The sequence below is a fragment of the Bradyrhizobium sp. SPXBL-04 genome, from assembly GCF_051853035.1.
GTDB lineage: Bacteria > Pseudomonadota > Alphaproteobacteria > Rhizobiales > Xanthobacteraceae > Bradyrhizobium > Bradyrhizobium zhanjiangense.
The window spans coordinates 7,660,059-7,678,492 of the sequence record NZ_CP182472.1 but is presented as its reverse complement, the minus strand read 5'-3'; the positions used below and the strand labels follow the sequence as shown (position 1 = coordinate 7,678,492).

Below are 18,434 nucleotides of genomic sequence, written 5' to 3'. Positions count from 1 at the left end.
TTTTCGCTTGAACGTGCGGGTCAGGCGGGTGATCGGGCCTGGGAGGTCGCGAGGCGGCAGGTCGCTTCTACATCCCCGGTGTCGTCCTGGCCTAGTGCGCAATTGCGCACTAGGCCAGGACGACATTGGAGAGGCACGAGCGCGCTCCCGCTACCAGCGTCAAGACCGCGCCGACCACATCTTACCCCACCGCGCCGACACGCTCGCGACCCACGAGGTCTGCTCGCGCACCAGGCGGAAGCCGAGATTGGCGGGCGGCACGCCTTGCGCACAGCCGCCGGCTCGGGCGTCGCGGATGAAATCGGTGACATAGGCGCGGTGCGCGCCTTCCGCGACGCGCACGCCGCAATTCACGGTCGGGCGGATGGCGTTGCCGGTCTCGTCGACCCGCGAGCGCACGAAGCAGGTCGAGGTCCATTCCCAGACGTTGCCGGAGATGTCTTCGAGACCGTGCTCGTTGAGGCCGAACTTGCCGAACGGATAGGCGGTGGTGTCGGCGAGGTCGCGCTCGGACTCACGCTCGTAGCGACTGATCCAGCGCTTCGAAGGATCGCTTGCGTCGACCGGCACGCCGTCATCCTTGAAACGGCTGCCGGCGGCAAATGCCCATTCTTCGTCGCTCGGCAGGCGATAATGCCTGCCGGTCTTGCGCGACAGCCAGCTCGCATAGGCTTCGGCGTCGTACCAGCTCACCTGGACCGCAGGGCGATCGGGCGCGACGACGACGTCGCGGCCCAGCGTGCGGCATGCGCCATCCAGCACGCAGAGCTGAAAGTCGGCGGAGGAGACCTGTTCGCGCATGATGTGAAGCGGTCTGTTGAACCGCAGCTTTCGCAGCGGCGCTTCGGCCTGCTGCCCGGCGCGCGTGAAATCACCGGCCTCGCGATAGACCAAGCTGCCGGCGGCGATCTCGATGATCGCCGGCTCGCCGCCCGCGCGCGGCGTCGCCATCTCGGAGACCAGAGGCGCGACCGCCAGCGGTCCCGCGAGTCCGGCCGCGCAGGCCAGCGCCAACTTCAGCTTGAATGCGATCAGCATGGTGATCCCCACAAAGAAAAAGGGGCCGGCGATTTGCCGGCCCCTCTGTTTGTCAGTTGGTCTTGCGGCCGGTCTCCAGGGCGCCCTGCGTCTGCGCCGGAATTTCGGCCGGCGCTTTCACCTGGGTCATCAGATCATCGTTCCATTTGCCTTCGACCTTGAAGTGCGCTGTGGCGCCGAGATCTGCGGCCTCGATCAGGTTATGCGTGACGTAGGCGTAGATGCCGGGCTGCTGGAATTTGTACAGCGCTGCGCCCGCAGAACCGCCGCGGATGAACCAGGTCTCGAGCCCGACTTCGGGGGCATTGCCGAATTTGCCGGTCTCCCAGACATAGTCGCCATGGCCGCCGATCAGGTGCGGACGGCTGTCGCGGTTGGCCTGCGAATGCACGATCAGCACGTTCTCGCCGACATTGGCGGTCAGCGCGTTCTTGCCGGTCAGCGCGCCGGCCTTGCCGTTGAACACGACATGGGTCGGCGTCAGCTTCTTCATCACCTCTTCGGTCTCGGTGAAGGCTTCACCGGGCGAATCGTAGGACTTGAAATTGCCCTTCTCGTCGCGCGGCACGTACATGTCCTGCTCGCCGATATAGTAGACCTTGTCGTATTTCAGCGCGTGGCCCTTGCCGTCGTTCAGTCCGTCGCGCGGCAGCACCATCACGGCGCCGTTCATGCCGGAGACGACATGCCAGGGGATCATCGGGCCGCCCGGCGCGCAGTGATAGACGAATACGCCGGTCTTGGTCGCCTTCCAGCGCAGCACGACCTGCTCGCCGGGATTGACCAGCGTGAGCGCACCGCCGCCGAGCGCACCGGTCGCGGAATGGAAGTCGATGTTGTGCGGCATGGTGTTGGTGGCGGGATTGACCAGCGTCGTCTCGACGTAGTCGCCCTCATGCACGACCATCAGCGGTCCCGGCATCGAACCGTTGAAGGTCATCGCCTGGAAGGTGGTGCCTTTCTCGTCGATGACGACCTTCTTCTCCTCGATGGTGAGCTTGAACTCGATGATCTTGGGGCCCTGCTTGGTCGCCTGCTCGTGCGCATGCACGAAAGGCGGAGCGACCAGCTCGACCTTCTGTCGAGGCAGTTTGAGATCGTCAGCGGCCAAAGCGGGGGTCGCCAACATCAGCGCAGTCGCGGCGGCGCCGATCAGTGCAGCTCTGCGGGTGAACATCGGAAGCATCCTTCATCTGAAAATGGTTTTGATGACGGATGCAGTGTGCGCCGATCACAGCAAGATGATTTGCGCTGCAACAACCTTCAGCCGGATTTGCCTCCGCGAAGATCCTTAAGAGGTTTACCGCAATTGCCGCGAGAGCAAGACGGATATTGGTGCGGCGTCAGCCGCGTAGCGGCAATTCGTTCGCATGTTCAATTGCGGTCGATTCCGACAGACTGATTGCTTCGGCTAGAGCAGCTGGATCGCAAGCCAGACCGTTCCCCAGACCGCGAGCGACAGCGCGGCAAAGACAGTCGCCATGATGGCCAGTACGCGCATGAGATGGCCGGCGCCGGTCGTGGGCGCCGCGGGTACGGGACGAAAATCGTCGAAGCGCGGAGTGTGGCCGCGAACGCCGGTGAGCCAGAGAATGAGATCGAGGGCGAACGGCGCCATGGCGTCATCTCCGAAAGGGCAATGGTCGAGTCCCAATAGTCCCGCTTCGGCGCTTGGACTTTGAGCAAGCGCAAGGTCGTTTGCTCGAAAACGGATAAATTGAGCGCCATCCGGGACTTGCCGCAACCGTTCGCGGCTGGGATTTACGAATGGGTAAGATATGAGAGCTGATCTCGCGGTGAGCTACGGCGACGAACGGTTGCCGCGCTACACGAGCTACCCGACCGCACCGCACTTTTCGCCTGCGATCGGTGGAGACACCTACGCCGGGTGGCTTGCTGAGCTCCCGGCGGGCGCCAGCGCGTCGCTCTATCTGCACGTGCCGTTCTGCCGCGAGATGTGCTGGTATTGCGGCTGCCATACCCAGATCGTCCGCCGCGACGAGCTGATCGCGGCCTATCAGCGGACATTGCGCAGCGAGATCGTGCAAGTGGCCGACACGATCGGCCGCCGCATCAAGGTCGAGCATATTCATTTCGGCGGCGGCACGCCGACGATCATGGCGCCGGAAGCTTTCGTCGAGTTGATGGCAACGATGCGCCAGGCGTTCTTCGTGCTGCCCACGGCCGAGATCGCGGTCGAGATCGATCCTCGGACGCTGACCGCCGACATGGTGGAGGCGATGCGGCTCTCCGGCGTCAACCGCGCGAGCCTCGGGGTTCAGAGTTTCGATCCCGTCGTGCAACGCGCGATCAACCGCGTGCAGAGTTTCGAGCAGACGGCCTGCGTCGTCGACATGCTCAGGCGCGCCGATATCGCGGGAGTGAATTTCGACCTGATCTACGGGCTGCCGCACCAGACCGTCGCCTCGTGCCTGGACACGGTCCGGCGCGCGCTCGCGCTCGCGCCCGACCGCTTCTCGGTGTTCGGCTATGCCCATGTGCCTGATTTCAAGAAGCATCAGCGCATGATCAACGAGGCCGTCCTGCCCGATGGCCCTGCGCGTCACGACCAGGCTTGCGCGATCGCGAATGCGCTGAAGGAGGCTGGCTACGTGCAGATCGGGCTCGACCATTTCGCGCGACCCGACGATTCCATGGCCGTGGCCTTCCAGGAGCGGACGCTGCGACGCAATTTCCAGGGCTACACCACCGACAAGGCCGAGGTGCTGCTCGGTTTCGGCGCGAGCGCGATCGGACACCTGCCGCAGGGCTACGTCCAGAACCACGTGCAGATCGGCGCCTACGCGCAGTGCATCAGCGCTGGCCGTCTCGCCACCGCGAAGGGCTATGGGCTCACCGATGACGACCGGCTGCGCGCCGACATCATCGAGCGCATCATGTGCGAATTCGGCGCCGATCTCGGCGACATCTGCGCGCGCCATGGCGCAGAGCCCGAGGCGATGCTGAAGTCGGCGTCGCGTCTGAAGCCGCTGATCTCTGACGGCGTCGTGAGGCTGGACGGCGACAAGCTCGCGGTCGCCAGGGACTCGCGCTTCCTGGTCCGCAGCGTCGCGGCGGCGTTCGACGCGCATCTGGATCCGGGAAAGCAGCTGCACAGCCGGGCGGTTTAGATGCTCTCTCCGTCATTCCGTGGCGCGCCTCTTTGGCGCGAGTCCGGAATCCATTGTTCCACATCACGCGCTGCACGATGGATTCCGGGCTCGTGCTGCGCGCGCCCCAGAATGACGCGTTGCTTGCGCTTCAACAAAGAGACTCCCACCCGCTCCGCTATCGTCGTTTCGGAACGGAGTTATCCATGTCTTTCCGATCCGACGATCTGGTCGATGACATCATGCGCACGGCGCCGCACACGATCCGTGTGTTTCTCGCCTTCAGGATGGCCTGTGTCGGCTGCCCGATCGCGACCTTCCACACGGTGGATGACGCCTGCCGCGAGCATGGCATCGACCGCGAGAAATTCCTCGCCGCGCTCTGCGACTGCGTGCCGGCGTGAGGTGGTCCGGAATTTGCGCGGGCGCGTGCGGATTCCCGGGTGAGGGCGCGCTTTCGCCGTAAGCGGAATCGCCCCTCGCTCCTATCTTGCAGGCACAGAGCAGGTAGGGAAACGTTCTGGCGCTGCTCTCACGCCGCGCCGCTGTCGGGGCTCCGCTCCGCCAGCACGACGATCCTGTGCGGTTCGCGCAGGATGATGCGCTGGCGGCCGCTCTCGACGAGACCTTGGCTCTCCCAGCCACTCAGGATGCGGCTGACGGTGTGCAGCGTGGTGCCGGTCATCTGCGCGATGTCCTGGCGGCTGATCGGGAAGTCGATCTCAATGCCGTGATCGAGCTTCTTGCCGGATTGCTTGGCGAGGCGCAGCAGCACATGCGCGACGCGCTGCTCGACCTGTTGGGTCGACATTTCCAGGATGCGGGTGTGGCTCTCCTGGAGACGCGTGCCGACCGTCTGGAGCGTGTTGGCGGCGAGCGAGGGAAACCGCTCGATCAGCCGCGGCCAAGCCGACGTCGGCCAGATCAGCACCACGCTGTCGTCGACCGCCATCGCCGTCGCCGGATAGTGCGCCGCTCCGATCGCCATCGCGAGGCCGAACGTCTCGCCGGGCGCGACATAGCGCACCACGATCTGCTCGCCGGTCGGCGTGGTCTTGGCGGCCCGGACGTGGCCGTGCAGCAGCAGGAAGAAGGACTGCGCGTCCGCCCCCTGCTCGAAGATGGTGCTGTTCTTGGGGTAACGGGCCGAGCGGGCCTCGCGCAGGATTTCCTCGAGGTCCTCCGGCTTGACGCCCCCAAACAGCGGCAAATGCGCAACCAGCGATGTGTCGACCTTGGCCATTCTGTCTCCTTGGCGCTGCGGAGTGTGATGGCACCTGCAATCGTCCAACAGTTTGCGATAGCGCAAAACAGGCCGGCCGGGCGGCAGTATTTTTCCAGACACCGGTTTGAATTTCCAGGAGTTGACGACCCCATGGCTGGCGCCCGATCCCGCAACTTTGAGGGCTGGCCACTGTTTGCGAACAGCTTTCGGCCCTTTTTCCTGTTCGCCGCGATCCAGGCCGCCGTGTCGATCCTGGTCTGGCTGCCGATGTTCTATGGCGAGCTGTCGGTGACATCAGCCTTCGCCCCGCGCGACTGGCATGTCCACGAGATGCTCTACGGCTTCCTGCCTGCGGTGATCACCGGATTCCTGTTCACGGCGATCCCGAACTGGACCGGGCGGTTGCCGATCCAGGGCACCTCGCTGGGGGCGCTGCTGGTGGTCTGGCTTGCCGGGCGCATTGCGGTGACGTTGTCGGCCGACACGGGCTGGGTGTTCGCGCTTCTCGTCGATGCCGCCTTCCTGGCGCTGGTCGTCGCCGCCGCGGCGCGCGAGATCATGGCAGGCGGAAACTGGCGCAACCTGCCTGTGGTGGCGCTGGTGCTGGTGCTGCTTGCCGGCAACATCGCCTTTCATCTCGAAACGCACTTCGAAGGCACGGCCGATATCGGCATCCGCATCGGCATCGGCGTGGTCGTGCTGCTGATCGCGCTGATCGGCGGCCGCATCATCCCGAGCTTCACCCGCAACTGGCTGGTCAAGTTCAATCCCGGACGCCTGCCGGTGCCGTTCGGACGCTTCGACGGCGCGGTGATCGGATGCAGCGCGCTCGCGCTCATCGCGTGGATCGTGGCGCCATTGAATGCCGTCACCGGCGTCGCGATGACGCTCGTCGGCGTGCTGCACCTGGTGCGGCTTGCGCGCTGGGCCGGCGACCGCACGTTCCGCGAACGGCTGCTCTTGATCCTCCACGTCGGCTATTTTTTCGTGCCGCTCGGATTCCTCCTGCATGCGCTCGCTGCCTTCGGCGCGCTGCCGCCGAGTGCGGGCATTCACGCCTGGATGGCCGGGGCGGCCGGAACCATGACGCTCGCGGTGATGACGCGCGCGAGCCTCGGCCACACCGGGCAGGCGCTGACGGCTTCGCCCGCGACACAGGGGATCTACGTCGCGATCATCGTCGCGGCGCTGGCGCGGGTCGCCGCGGTGGTACTGCCTGCGCACAGTGGCGCGCTACTGCACATCGCCGCTTGCGGCTGGGTCGTCGCATTCCTCGGATTTGCCATTGCGTTCGGCCCGCTGCTCGCCGGCAGCCGCCGGCGGGCGCTTGCCATCATGGGCGTGCCGGTCCCGGCACGCTGAGCTTACGCCGCGGTCTGCGAGGGCACCTCGCCCCGCATGCCCTTGCGCCATTCGGTGACGGTGCAGCCGAAACGGCCGCGAAACCAGCGTGCCATGGCGCTCTGCGCGGAGAAGCCGAGCTGCACGGCGACGTCGGCCAGCGGCCGGCGCGTATTGTCGATCAGTTGGATCACGAGATAGGCGCGCTGTGCATCGAGGATGGCCGAGAAGCTGGTGCCTGATGCAGCAAGGCGCCGGTGGATGGTGCGCCGGGTGCAGGCGAGATGCTCGGCCACGTGCTCGACGGTGCAATCGCCGCTGGCGAGCAGGCTGCGCACGACCTCGTCGACCTTTGCCTCCCAGCTTGCGGGGCGCGTCTCGATCGCCTCGATCCGTTTGCGCAGATAATTCGCGATCAGCGGATGCGCGCTCGGGATCCGGCGCCCCATGTCGTGCGCCGACAACAGGATCGCATCGTCATCCGCATTGAAGGTGACGCGGCAGCCGAAGAACTCGCGATAACGCTTGCGGTCGTGCGGCGGCGGATAGTGCAGGTGCACCTCCAGCGGCCGCCAGTCATGACCGAACAGCGACTGGATGATGCGGTGGACGCTGCCGAGCGCCATGTCGATGGCTTGACGCGGCGCGCTCGGCTGCCGGCCGCGCAGATGCAGCGTGACTGTCACGGTGTGCTTGTCGCGCGCAACATCGAGCCGCATGCCCTCGTGATGGACATGAATGAAGCGTGAGAATGCTGCGATGGCCTCGCCGACTGTCGCCTGTTCGCGCACGATCAAACCGACCGCGCCGAAATTGGTCAGGCCGCCCCGCTCGGCAAGGCGCAAGCCGAAATCTTCGGCGCCGGATGCCTCGGCCGACAATTCGAGCAAGCGGCGCAGGCCGGCGACGGCGATCGGCGTGTCGGGCTTGTCGAGGCAGGCCAGCGGCAGTCGGACCTTGCGCATCATCTGCCTGGGGTCGAGTCCGACCGATCGGGCGACCTCCGGATAATAGCTCAAGCCTGCGCTGCGAATGAGGTCGGTCATGCGACCCGTTCCCGCCAGCCATGAGGGATGTCCCGAAATGTAAAGTTTATGTCCCCATCCGTCAAATCCGGGAACGCGTTGGAACATACATAGGGGAAACCGAAGCACTGGCGTGAATGCCGTGCTCACGACGGCGCGGTGGCGACGGGGCCCGCTGCCGTCTCGGGCCATTTGACCAAGACATTGCTGGATCGGGATGATGCCGGGAAACATGGTTTCCAAGGGTGAGGTGTTCGTCATTGAAACTGACGCGGTCTCCCGCGAGCAGCTTTCGACCGCGCTTCAACAGAGCGCCTATGACGTGATCTGCTTCGCCGATGGCGCCTCGCTGCTATCGGAGGCGAGAGCGCGGATGCCGGCCTGCGTGCTGCTGGAGATGCCGCCGGATCGCTCCGGCCTCGACGTGCTCAAGCGGCTGCGCGAGGAAAACTGCATGGCGCCGGTGCTGGTGACCTCGGCGAACGGCAGCATTTCCATGGCGGTCGACGCCATCAAGAGCGGCGCGGCCGACTTCATCGAAAAGCCGTTCCGCAGCCGTGACATCGTCGATCGGATCGATGCTGCGATCGACGAGTTCGCGCAACCCGGCTCGAACCGGCAGCGCTGGCTGCCCGGCCGCGAACCCCTCACCGTGCGCGAAGGCGCGGTGCTCGAGCATCTCGCCGCGGGGCTGACCAACAAGGAAATCGCCCGCCGCATGCATCTGAGCGCGCGGACGGTCGAGGGCTACCGCGCCAGCATTCTGAGGAAGGCTGGCGCCCGCAACGTGACCGATCTGCTCCGCCGCATCTTCGGCCAGGGCCCGCCAACCCAGATCTGAGGCCTGGCGGGACCATAAGGCGTTCCGCGGCCACCGTGCCGCCGCCGTAGCGCCCCACGGAAACCCCAATCGAACCAGTTCCTTCCCCGCCGCGTCTCATCACGATGGCGAGGCATCTGATCGCACGCGTCCGGCTGGAGGCGCGGCGATAATGGCAGGAGGGATTTATGCGCATCATCGCGAAATATTTGGCAACCACGAGCCTGGTCCTGGTGACCTCGGCCGTCGCTGTGCCGTCATGGGCAGCCGACGTGGACGCCAAATCCGCGATCGATACGGTCACCGTCTATCCCGATGGCGCCACCGTGACCCGCGTCATTTCGTTGGATCTCGCCTCGGGTGACTCGACGCTGGTCGCCAAGGATTTTCCGCTCTCGCTCGATCCGTCTTCCCTCCGCGTCGAAGGCGAGGCGGGCGCCAAGCTGACCATCGGCACGATCGACGCGCGGCCGCCGCGTACGGCGCCGCCCGTGAACCTGCCCGAGCTCGACAAGCGCATCGAGGCGCTCAGGGATCAGCGGGCAGACCTGCAAGGTGCGATCGACTCGGCCACCGCACGGCGCAATTTCGCGCAGCACTTCGCCGAAGCTTCGCCCGCCGGCCTCGGCGACAAGGGCGAAGCGCGGCCGATCACCGAATGGCGCGCGGCCTTTGCGGCGGTGGCTGAAGAGACCGCGACGGCGGACACTGCGATCCGCGATGCCACACGAAAACAGCGCGAGATCGATCGCCAGATCGCACAATTGGAAGCCGAGCGTTCGGCCAAGCCGCCGAGCAAGCTGGAGGTGCGGATCGACGTCGCCGCGGCCGCCGCGACCAAGGCGACGCTGCGGGTGACCTATGCCGTGCGCAACGCGCGCTGGCTGCCGCTCTACGACGCCCGGCTCGACACCGGCGCCAAGGACCGCAAGCCGCAGCTCGAGCTGGTCCGCCGTGCCGAGATCACGCAATCGACCGGCGAAGACTGGTCCAACGTCACACTCGGCGTCTCCACGGTGCGCATCGGCCGCGGCGGCAGCGCCCCGGAGCTGAATTCGCTGGTGGCACAATATCCGCAGGTGCCGAGGCCGCTGGCGCTCGGCACGGCCTCTGATCTGGCGCGGCCCGCTCCGATGGCACGCCAGATGCAGCCGCTGATGCCCAAAGTCGCGGAGGCTTCTGAGCCGCGTGAACGCGCCGAAGAACAGCAGGCGGTTGCCGAAATCGGCGATTTCCAGGCCACCTTCAGGATTCCCGGCCGCGTCAGCCTCGGTGCCGCCGAGGGCGCCAAGAGCCTGCGCATCGCCGCGATGACCGTGCCTGCCGATCTCGCGGTTCGCGCCGCGCCGGTGCTGGACCCGACCGCCTTCCTCGAGGCCAGCTTCAAGCAGACCGACGATACGACATTGCTGCCTGGCAAGGTCGCGATCTACCGCGACGGCGTCTTCGTCGGCCGCGGCAAGATCACGGCGTCGGCCAAGGACGACATCGTGCGGCTCGGCTTCGGCGCCGATGACAAGATCAAGATCGAGCGCGCAGTGCTCAAGCGCAACGAAGGCTCGGCGGGTCTGCTGGTCACGACGTCGAAGACCGACGAGCGTTCATTCAAGACGACGATCCGCAATGGTCACGATTTCCCGATTCGTGTCGCGATCGAGGATCAATTGCCGGTCAGCGAGAACGAGGACATCGTGGTCGAGATGCTGCCCGCGACCACGCCGCCGACCGCGAGCAACATCCGCGACAAGCGCGGCGTGCTGGAATGGACATTCGACGCCAAGCCCGGCGAGGCCCGCGACATCAACTTCGTCTGGCGCATCCGCTGGCCGAAGGACAAGGGCATGGTGATCGTGCCGGCGGGGTAGGAAGTTTACGGTGCGATGTCATGTCCCGCCTAGCGCGCAATTGCGCACGGGGGCGGGACATCCGGTACGCCGAGGCCTAACGATCCAATCGCTGGCGCCGCGGCGTACCGGATCGCCCGGTCAAGCCGGGCGATGACCGCATTGATGGAGCGAGATCTCACTTCGCCTTCAGGAAATCCGCGACCTCGAGCAGCATGAACTCGTCGTCGTCGGCCTTGTTGGGGTCGCGGCTGGACGAGAATGGCAGATTGTTGTCGTTGCCGACAATGATGTGGGCGTCGTCAACGCGATCGACGTTCTCGATGGTGAAGAACGGGAAGGTGTAGACGCCGTCATTGAGCGGCTTCCTCGCCTTCTTGTCGGGATCCTGGATCTTCATCAGGTCAATATAGCCGATCTTGCGCGCGGGCTTGCCGACATTGGCGTCGCTGAGCTCGATCTTGTAGATGCGCTTGAACTTGGCGAGGTCCGGGAAGCAGTTCTCGCCGCGCTGACCTTGCGGGCAGGCCTTGTCGGCGGTGCCTTCGCCGTTGTCGCGCTCGATGACGAGGCCGGAGGCCTGATCGATCATGTTGAAGTCGCCGATGGCGTTGCCGTTCTGCTCGAAGACATACTGCCAGTAGCGGCCGGTGAACTTCTCGGCGGCGACGTCGAATTCGAGGATGCGGGAGGCTTCCTTGCCGTCGACCTTCTCCCAATCCTTCTTGTCGGTGTCCCACAGCGGCCCCTCGAGCAGGCCGTAGAGGAATTTGCCGTCCTTCGACGACGCAAAGCCTTCAAAGCCCTTGGAGCGGCGGAGGTTGACGTTGGTGTAGGTCGCGCCCGGCGCGCCCGGCGTTCCCACCGCCCAGTTGTCGGGCGAGCGCACCGGCTTGCCGTCGGCGACCGTCTCGAACACGCCGAGAATCTTGCCTGATTTGTCCGCCTTCAGGATGTAGGGGCCGAACTCGTCGCCGATCCAGAAGGTGTCGCCGATGATCTGAAAGCCCTCGGTGTCGAAGTCCGAGCCGGTGAGGTAACGCTTCTGCGTGTCCTCGTGCACGATGCGGAAGGGCACCTTCTTGTCGGGATCGTGCAGGAAGATGGTCTCCAGCCGCTCGATCTTGCCGCCCGCCCAATCCATCTTGTGGCGGTTCAGATACAGCATCGAATCCGGCGAGTTCGCGCGCGCGCCCATGCCGTTGTCGGTGATCACCCAGAACGTGCCGTCGGGCATGGTCTTGATGCCGGAATGACCCTGGAGCGGCTGGCCCTTGAACGGCAGCGACACGCCGGTCGCTCGCTCATAGGACTTGCCCATCACCGTGCCGAGTGCGTCGACGCGCTTGCCCGTGGTGTATTTGCCCGAGGTCTTGAGATCGGCGGGGGCGTCGACCGGTGCGTCGATGAACGAGGCGGCCGGCATCACCACGTGGCCGGCGAGCTTGGCCGGGAATTCACCTTCGCTCTGCGCGAGTGCTGCGCTCGCGGTGAGAATGATCGTTGCGACGGTGCTGAGAAAAGTCGCGCGCATGTGCGTCTCCTGTTGGCGGACGCACGCCTTATGCGGACGGCACGTTGCAGTTTTGTGAAGCCGGGCCAAAGGCCGCAGCGGCCGTCTATTCCTTCACCGCGCCTGTCAGCGACGACACGTAATAATCCACGAACAGCGAGTAGAAGATCGCAACCGGTAGCGAGCCGAGCAGCGAGCCCGCCATCAGCGCGCCCCACTGATAGACGTCGCCGGTGACGAGCTCGGTCAGGATCGCGACGGGCACGGTCTTGTTGGCGCCGCTCTGGATGAAGGCGAGCGCATAGATGAACTCGTTCCAGGACAGCGTGAAGGAGAAGATGCCGGCCGAGATCAGGCCGGGCACCGCCAGCGGCAGCGTAATCCGCCGCAGGATCTGGAGCCGCGTGGCGCCGTCGACCAGCGCACACTCCTCGAGCTCGTACGGGATCGACTTGAAGTAGCCGATCAGGAGCCAGGTGCAGAACGGCACTAAGAAGGTCGGATAGACCAGGATCAGTGCCAACGGTGAGTCGAACAGGCCGAACTGCACGACCACGGTGGCGAGCGGAATGAACAGGATCGACGGCGGCACCAGATACGCCAGATAGATGCCGAGGCCGACATAAGGACTGCCGCGGAAGCGCAGGCGTTCGATGGCATAGGCGGCCAGCGTGCTCGCGATCAGCGACAGCGTGGTCGAGCCGATTGCCACCAACATCGTCGTCCACAGCCAATGCGGGTAGGCCGTGTTGAACAAGAGGTGCTTGATATGCGCCAGCGTCGGCGAGGAGATCCAGAACGGATTGTGCTCCTTGTAGTTCATCAGCTCCGCGTTCGGCTTGAACGAGGTGATCGCCATCCAGTAGAACGGGAACAGCAGGATGAGTACGAAGCAGCCGAGCGGCAGATAGATCATCATCAGCCGCCGCAGCCCGGAATCCCAGGCCATCGTGTCGGGCGCTGCCTTCGCGTCGGCGACAGCCGGTTGGGCGACAGTATCAGTCATTGCTCTCTCCCTGCTGCCATTTGCGGCGCGCCAGGCCGAAATAGGAGAACAGCGTCGCGAACACCAGGAACGGGATCATCGACACTGCGATCGCGGCACCTTCGCCGAGCTCGCCGCCGGCGATGCCGCGCTGGAAGGCCAGCGTTGCCAGCAGATGGGTCGAATTGCCGGGCCCGCCACGGGTGATGGCGTAGACCAACTGGAAGTCGGTGAAGGTGAAGATGATCGAGAAGGTCATGACGATGGCGAGGATCGGCATCATCATCGGGAAGGTGATGTAGCGGAAGCGCTGCCAGGCGCTGGCGCCGTCGAGCATCGCAGCCTCGTAGAGCGAGGGCGAGATGGTCTGAAGCCCCGCCAGCAGCGAGATCGCGACAAAGGGAATGCCGCGCCAGATATTGGCGGCGATCAGCGAGAAGCGCGCCGGCCAGGGCGAGCCGAGGAAGTCTATATTGCTGTCGCGCCAATGCAGCACGTCGACCAGCAGGTAGGAGATGATCGAGAATTGAGGATCGTAGATCCACCAGAACGCCAGCGCCGACAGCACGGTCGGCACGATCCAGGGCAGCAGGATGATCGCACGCAGCACGCTCTTGAAAGGAAAATGGTTGTTGAGCAGCAGCGCGAGCCAGAAGCCGAGTGCGAATTTCCCGAACGTTGCGATGCCCGTGTAGACCACGCTGTAGAACACCGCGTTCCACCACAGGGAATCGGTGAGCAGATACTGGAAATTCTCGAAGCCGACGTAGATGCCACGTCGGCCGATCGTGGTGTCGGTGAAGGCGAGCCAGACGCCGAGGCCGAGCGGATAGGTCAGGAAGACCGCGAGCAGCCCGATCGCAGGCGCCAGACACATCGCGATCAGGAACGGCTTGTAGTCGAACAGGCGTACCAGCCAGTTCGGCTGCCGCTGGGCTAGGGCGGGGGAGGAGAGGGTGGTCACGGACATCAGTTTGTTGTCCCGTCTGTGAAAGTCACTCCACCGTCATTGCGAGCGAAGCGAAGCAATCCAGTCTGTCTCCGCGGAGATAGTCTGGATTGCTTCGTCGCAAGTGCTCCTCGCAATGACGGCCGCTTTGTCGTCGCCCGTTACCGGTTTTGCCGCCGGAAGTACCGCTTGCAGCGTTGCTCGGCTTCTGCGGCAGCGGCCTCGGGCGTGGCGGCGCCAGTGGCAACGGACGAGAACATCTGGATCAGCACGTAGTCTGCGCTGACGGCACCCGTCGCCGTGGAGATCGGGCCCTTGTAGCCGTCATAATAGGTGCTGTTCATGGTGTCCTTGAACAGCTTCACCTTGGGATCCTGCGACCACACGGCGGCCTCGGCATAGGCGGCCAGTGGCTGTGACCAATAGCCGGAGTTGGCATTGAGCCACGGCTCGTACTGGTCTTTTTCAAGCATGTATTGCAGGAATGCCTTTGCCGCATTGGGGTACTGGCTGTGCTTGAACACCATGGCGTTCAGCGTCAGGCCCGCCATCGGCGAGACCTTGGCCAGGCCCTTCGGCAGCAACTGATGTTCGCTGTCCTCGGCGATCGCCTTGGTCGCGGGGTCGTTCTTCAACGAGAAGTACAGCGAGACGCCGTTGGCGGTCAGGGAAATCTCCTGCGAGGAGTAGGCGCGGTTGTTGCTGACGTCGTTCCACGATGTCGTGCCGGCGATGAAGGTCGGGTAGAGCTGCTTGACCCAGTTCAGCGCGGCAATCGTCTCCTTGCTGTTGATGACGACGTTGCCGTCCTCGTCGAGCAGGGAGCCGTTGTGCGACCACAGCGCCCAGTTCGCAAAACCGTTGCCGTCGCCCTTGGCGTTGCCGAGCGCGAAGCCGGCCGGCTTGCCGGCCTTGTGCAGCTTCTGGCACAGGTCGACGATTCCGGCATGGTCTTCCGGCACCTTGTCGAAGCCGACCGATTGCAGAATCGACTTGCGGTAGATCAGGGGACCGGCGGTGGCGCCGAACGGCAGCCCGATCCAGGCGTCGCTCTTGTTCTTCTTGCCGTAGCGCTGCGCCAGCGGCAGCCAGCCGCCATAACGCTTGCCGAGATAGTCGGCGACATCAGTCAGCTCGATCAGCTTGTCGATATAGATGTGCGGAGCATCGGAGAAGCCGATGATGATGTCGGGGCCGGCGCCGGAATTCGAGGTCACCGCGGTCTGCTGGTTGATGTCTTCCCAGCCGACGAAGTCGACCTTGACCTCGACCCCGGTCTCCTTGGTGAATTTTGCCGCATTGGCGCGGAACACGTCCTCGTCGGCCTGGACGAAACGCACCGGGCGCAGCATGCGCAAGGATGCGCCTTTCTCGATGTCGCGCTTGGGCGCCGCCACGTCGGCGGCCTTGATGTTGGATTGCGTTGTTTGCGCTGCAGCACCAGTGGCCGCGAGCGTTGCAGCGGACAGGCCCAGCGCCAAGGCATCACGACGCGTGATGTCGTTCCTCATCAGTTCCTCCCTAAATGTCTCCCTTCCCGGCGTTGATCGCCGGTGAAGGGCCGTTCCGGTTACCGGCGCCTTTTGCGCCGTCCGCCTAGCTGTTCGGTCCGCGATCCATGCTGACAGGCTGCCAGCGGCGGAGCGCGGTGCTTTGCAGCACCGACGGATTAACGCAGCTTACCGGCCACATGCCCTGAAGCACCAGTGACAATTCGTAGCCCACACGGCGCTTGCGCGCCTCGTCGAACCGTGCCGAGGCCGAAGCGACGTGGGCCGTCAGGGTCACGTTCTCCATGCCGAGCAGCGGATTGTTGTGCGAGGGCGGTTCCTTCTCCAGCACGTCGAGGGCGGCATGCGCGATCCAGCCTTCTTGCAGCGCCTTGATCAGGCTCTCCTCGTCCACCGTGGCACCGCGGCCGGTGTTGATGAAGATCGAGCCCTTCTTCATCTGCCGGAAGTGCTTCTCGGTCAGCATGTGATGCACCTCAGGCCGGGCGGGGGCATGCATCGAGACGAAGTCGGATTGCGACAGCACCTCGTTCAGCGTTGCCGGGATCACGCCGTGGTCGTACATCAGCGTTTCCTGGATGAACGGATCATAGGCCATCATGCGCAGGCCGAACGGGGCTGCGCGTTTCGCAACCGCACGCGCGACGCGACCGAACGAGATGAAGCCGAGCGTCTGGCCCATTAGCCTCGGGATCTTGAGCAGCGCCGGCCGGCCCTCGGCCCAGCGGCCGTCGCGCACCATGCGGTCCTGCTCGACCAGGCGGCGGAAGCCGGCGAGCAGCAGCATCATGGCGTGGTCGGCGACCTCCTCGATGAAAGTGTCGGGGATGTTGGTGACGGGAATGCCGCGGGCGGTGGCGGCCTTGACGTCGACGCTGTCGACGCCGACCGAGCCGAGCGTGATGACCTTGCAACTCTCCAACGCGTCGATGATGGTCTTGGTGATCGGAATGCCCTTGGCATAGATGGCGTCGGCGTTCTTCGCGGCGGCGATGAAGCCGGCCTCGTCGGCCGGTGCTTCGACGATCTCGGCATCGATCGGATCGAGCGCCTCGCGCTCATAGGAATAATCGCTGCCCGCGACCGTGAAGCTCGCGCCCTTCGGCGTCACCACCCTGTATTTCGGCATTTTCTGCTCCCGATTTGGTTTCTTGTTGTGACCCGCCTTCGTGGCTGGCCTTTGCGTCTTTTACGCGAAATCGATGCGGTCGCGTACAATTCCCGGTTGTCGGCGTGGAGATAAATTACCGGTTTTTGCGGCGGCGTACGGGCTTTCTACGGAGGCCCGTAAGTAACTTGATAAGGCCTCACACATAAAAGTTGTTTCGATTTTGATCGATCTGGTCGCGTGCCCGTATCCCATTGTTGCCGGAGCCATCCCGTGAAATTGAGCAATCTGAAGATCGCCCCGAAGCTCGGCATTCTCGTCGGCGTCACCTTGTTCGGCCTGTGCATCTCCGGTGTCCTCGCCGGCTACCTGATGAAGCGCGAGATGGTGAATGCGCGCATCGACCAGACCAAGGCGATCGTCGAGCTGGCCCGCAACTACGCGGCCACGCTGGTGAAGCGGGTCAATGCCGGCGAGCTGACCAAGGACGCCGCGCTCGCCGAGCTGCGCCGCTACGGCAATGCGATGACCTACGACAAGGGCTCCGGCTATCTGTTCGGCACCACCTATGACGGCATCACGCAGCTCGCGCCCGATCCGAAGGTGATCGGCACCAACCGCATGGATGTGGAGACCAACGGTCGGAAGCTGTCCCGCGAGATCATGGATGGGGTCAGGGCGAATGGCGAGATCTTGCTGTTCTACGAATATGTGAAGCCCGGTCAGGCCAAGCCGATCCGCAAGCTTGGCTACGCCGTCGCAGTGCCCGGCTTCGAGATGTATCTCGGCACCGGCGCTTATCTCGAGGACATTGACGAGAGGATGGGTCCGGTCTATTGGCTGCTCGGCTTCGCCATGCTCGGCATCGTCATCGTTGCGGGTAGCGTCGCCTGGCTGATCGGCCGTAGCATCAGCCGCCCGCTGGCGCTGCTCGGGACCCGCATGAAGGAGCTGGCCGACGGCAAGCTCGAGGGCGACATCCCGGGTGTCGGCCGCGGCGACGAGGTCGGCGCGATGGCTTCGACCGTGCAGATCTTCAAGGACAACGCCGTTCGCATCCGCGACCTCGAAAAGACCGAGGCCGATGCCAAGGAGCGTGCCGCGGCGGAACGTCGCAGCGCGATGGAAGACATCGCCAACGACTTCGAACGCAGCGTCAACGGCATCGTCCGCTGGGTCTCCTCGGCCGCGGCCGGCATGCAGAGCACGGCGCAGTCGATGACCGCGACCGCGAGCGACGCCTCCTCGCGTGCCGCAACGGTCGGCGCTGCCTCGCAAAAGGCCTCCGGCAATGTCGGCACGGTTGCGGCTGCCGCCGAAGAGCTGTCGAGCTCGGTTGCGGAAATCTCCCGCCAGGTCACCCGCTCGACCGAAGTCGCGAGCCGCGCCGTCAGCGATGCCGAGCGGACCAACGCCACCGTGCAGGTGCTCTCGACCGGCGCCGAGAAGATCGGCGAGGTCGTCAAACTGATCCATTCGATCGCCGCGCAGACCAACCTGCTCGCGCTCAACGCCACCATCGAGGCGGCACGCGCCGGTGAATCCGGCCGCGGTTTCGCGGTCGTCGCCTCCGAGGTCAAAGCGCTCGCCAACCAGACCGCGAAGGCGACCGAGGAGATCTCCGCGCAGGTCGCGGCGATGCAGACCTCGACCAGCGACGCGGTCACGGCCATCTCCGGTATCACCCAGACCATCGCCGAGATGAGCGAGATCACCGCCGGCATTTCCGCATCGATCGAGCAGCAGGGCGAAGCGACCCGCGAGATCGCCCGCAACATCCAGTCGGTTGCGGCCGGCTCGAGCGAGATCAACGCCCATATCGGCAGCGTCACCTCGGCCGCGGAAGCGACCGGCAGTGCGGCCACCGACGTGCTCTCCAACGCCCGCGAGCTGGACAACCAGTCCGGCGCGCTGCGCAGCGCCGTCGACGGCTTCCTCGCCAAGGTCCGCGCGGCGTAGTCATAG

The 18,434-nt window shown here is 64.7% G+C and carries 16 protein-coding genes; 6 read left to right on the top strand and 10 right to left on the bottom strand.

Annotated features, from left to right (window positions below):
• Positions 1-159: 159 nt before the first annotated feature.
• From ACNJX8_RS36610 to ACNJX8_RS36600, 3 genes are all read right to left on the bottom strand, one after another.
• Positions 160-1,038 (bottom strand): SUMF1/EgtB/PvdO family nonheme iron enzyme, encoded by an 879-nt coding sequence (locus tag ACNJX8_RS36610; RefSeq protein WP_439358647.1) that lies wholly within the window; start codon positions 1,036-1,038, stop codon positions 160-162.
• A gap of 52 nt (positions 1,039-1,090) precedes the next feature.
• A complete protein-coding gene (nirK, locus tag ACNJX8_RS36605) occupies positions 1,091-2,215 on the bottom strand; it encodes a copper-containing nitrite reductase (protein ID WP_164934739.1) in 1,125 nt (374 codons plus the stop codon).
• A 234-nt stretch (positions 2,216-2,449) separates the two neighbouring features.
• Positions 2,450-2,656: a hypothetical protein gene (locus ACNJX8_RS36600; protein ID WP_439358646.1), complete on the bottom strand. Its 207-nt coding sequence runs from the start codon at positions 2,654-2,656 to the stop codon at positions 2,450-2,452.
• A 160-nt stretch (positions 2,657-2,816) separates the two neighbouring features.
• Here ACNJX8_RS36600 and hemN point away from each other — a divergent pair, with 160 nt between their 5' ends.
• Both hemN and ACNJX8_RS36590 read left to right on the top strand, forming a co-directional pair.
• The gene (gene hemN, locus ACNJX8_RS36595) at positions 2,817-4,169 is read left to right on the top strand and encodes an oxygen-independent coproporphyrinogen III oxidase (protein ID WP_439358645.1); all 1,353 of its coding nucleotides are present in this window, start codon (positions 2,817-2,819) and stop codon (positions 4,167-4,169) included.
• A 185-nt stretch (positions 4,170-4,354) separates the two neighbouring features.
• Positions 4,355-4,552 (top strand): DUF1858 domain-containing protein, encoded by a 198-nt coding sequence (locus ACNJX8_RS36590; RefSeq protein WP_091888479.1) that lies wholly within the window; start codon positions 4,355-4,357, stop codon positions 4,550-4,552.
• A 128-nt stretch (positions 4,553-4,680) separates the two neighbouring features.
• On the opposite strand, the gene ACNJX8_RS36585 is transcribed toward ACNJX8_RS36590, so the two are convergent.
• Entirely contained in the window at positions 4,681-5,391 is a 711-nt protein-coding gene (locus ACNJX8_RS36585) for a Crp/Fnr family transcriptional regulator (RefSeq protein ID WP_091888281.1), read from the bottom strand.
• A 132-nt stretch (positions 5,392-5,523) separates the two neighbouring features.
• On the opposite strand from ACNJX8_RS36585, the gene ACNJX8_RS36580 reads away from it, so the two are divergent.
• Positions 5,524-6,735: an NnrS family protein gene (locus ACNJX8_RS36580; protein ID WP_439358644.1), complete on the top strand. Its 1,212-nt coding sequence runs from the start codon at positions 5,524-5,526 to the stop codon at positions 6,733-6,735.
• 2 nt (positions 6,736-6,737) lie between these two features.
• Here the strand turns inward: ACNJX8_RS36580 and ACNJX8_RS36575 are convergent, their stop codons facing one another.
• Entirely contained in the window at positions 6,738-7,760 is a 1,023-nt protein-coding gene (locus tag ACNJX8_RS36575; protein WP_439358643.1) for an AraC family transcriptional regulator, read from the bottom strand.
• 199 nt (positions 7,761-7,959) lie between these two features.
• Between ACNJX8_RS36575 and ACNJX8_RS36570 the strand changes: the two genes are divergently transcribed.
• Together ACNJX8_RS36570 and ACNJX8_RS36565 are read left to right on the top strand one after the other, a co-directional pair.
• Positions 7,960-8,580, top strand: a complete 621-nt coding sequence (locus tag ACNJX8_RS36570; protein WP_128946867.1) for a response regulator transcription factor — start codon at positions 7,960-7,962, stop codon at positions 8,578-8,580.
• 167 nt (positions 8,581-8,747) lie between these two features.
• Positions 8,748-10,424 carry a mucoidy inhibitor MuiA family protein gene (locus tag ACNJX8_RS36565; protein WP_439358642.1) on the top strand — a complete coding sequence of 559 codons (1,677 nt, stop codon included), beginning with the start codon at positions 8,748-8,750 and terminating at the stop codon, positions 10,422-10,424.
• Between the two features lie 157 nt (positions 10,425-10,581).
• Here the strand turns inward: ACNJX8_RS36565 and ACNJX8_RS36560 are convergent, their stop codons facing one another.
• The 5 genes from ACNJX8_RS36560 to ACNJX8_RS36540 all read right to left on the bottom strand — a co-directional run bounded on the left by ACNJX8_RS36560 (position 10,582) and on the right by ACNJX8_RS36540 (position 16,490).
• Positions 10,582-11,937, bottom strand: coding sequence for an esterase-like activity of phytase family protein (locus ACNJX8_RS36560; protein ID WP_439358641.1), 1,356 nt, complete (start codon positions 11,935-11,937; stop codon positions 10,582-10,584).
• Positions 11,938-12,022: 85 nt separating this feature from the next.
• Positions 12,023-12,922 carry a carbohydrate ABC transporter permease gene (locus ACNJX8_RS36555; protein WP_091888289.1) on the bottom strand — a complete coding sequence of 300 codons (900 nt, stop codon included), beginning with the start codon at positions 12,920-12,922 and terminating at the stop codon, positions 12,023-12,025.
• The gene (locus tag ACNJX8_RS36550; RefSeq protein ID WP_128936460.1) at positions 12,915-13,871 is read right to left on the bottom strand and encodes a carbohydrate ABC transporter permease; all 957 of its coding nucleotides are present in this window, start codon (positions 13,869-13,871) and stop codon (positions 12,915-12,917) included. The genes ACNJX8_RS36555 and ACNJX8_RS36550 overlap by 8 nt, the downstream gene beginning before the upstream one ends.
• Before the next feature lie 140 nt (positions 13,872-14,011).
• Positions 14,012-15,361, bottom strand: coding sequence for an ABC transporter substrate-binding protein (locus ACNJX8_RS36545; RefSeq protein WP_128936459.1), 1,350 nt, complete (start codon positions 15,359-15,361; stop codon positions 14,012-14,014).
• Between the two features lie 85 nt (positions 15,362-15,446).
• Positions 15,447-16,490 carry a C-terminal binding protein gene (locus ACNJX8_RS36540; RefSeq protein WP_091888294.1) on the bottom strand — a complete coding sequence of 348 codons (1,044 nt, stop codon included), beginning with the start codon at positions 16,488-16,490 and terminating at the stop codon, positions 15,447-15,449.
• Between the two features lie 252 nt (positions 16,491-16,742).
• On the opposite strand from ACNJX8_RS36540, the gene ACNJX8_RS36535 reads away from it, so the two are divergent.
• Positions 16,743-18,428, top strand: a complete 1,686-nt coding sequence (locus ACNJX8_RS36535) for a methyl-accepting chemotaxis protein (protein WP_439358640.1) — start codon at positions 16,743-16,745, stop codon at positions 18,426-18,428.
• Positions 18,429-18,434: the final 6 nt, after the last annotated feature.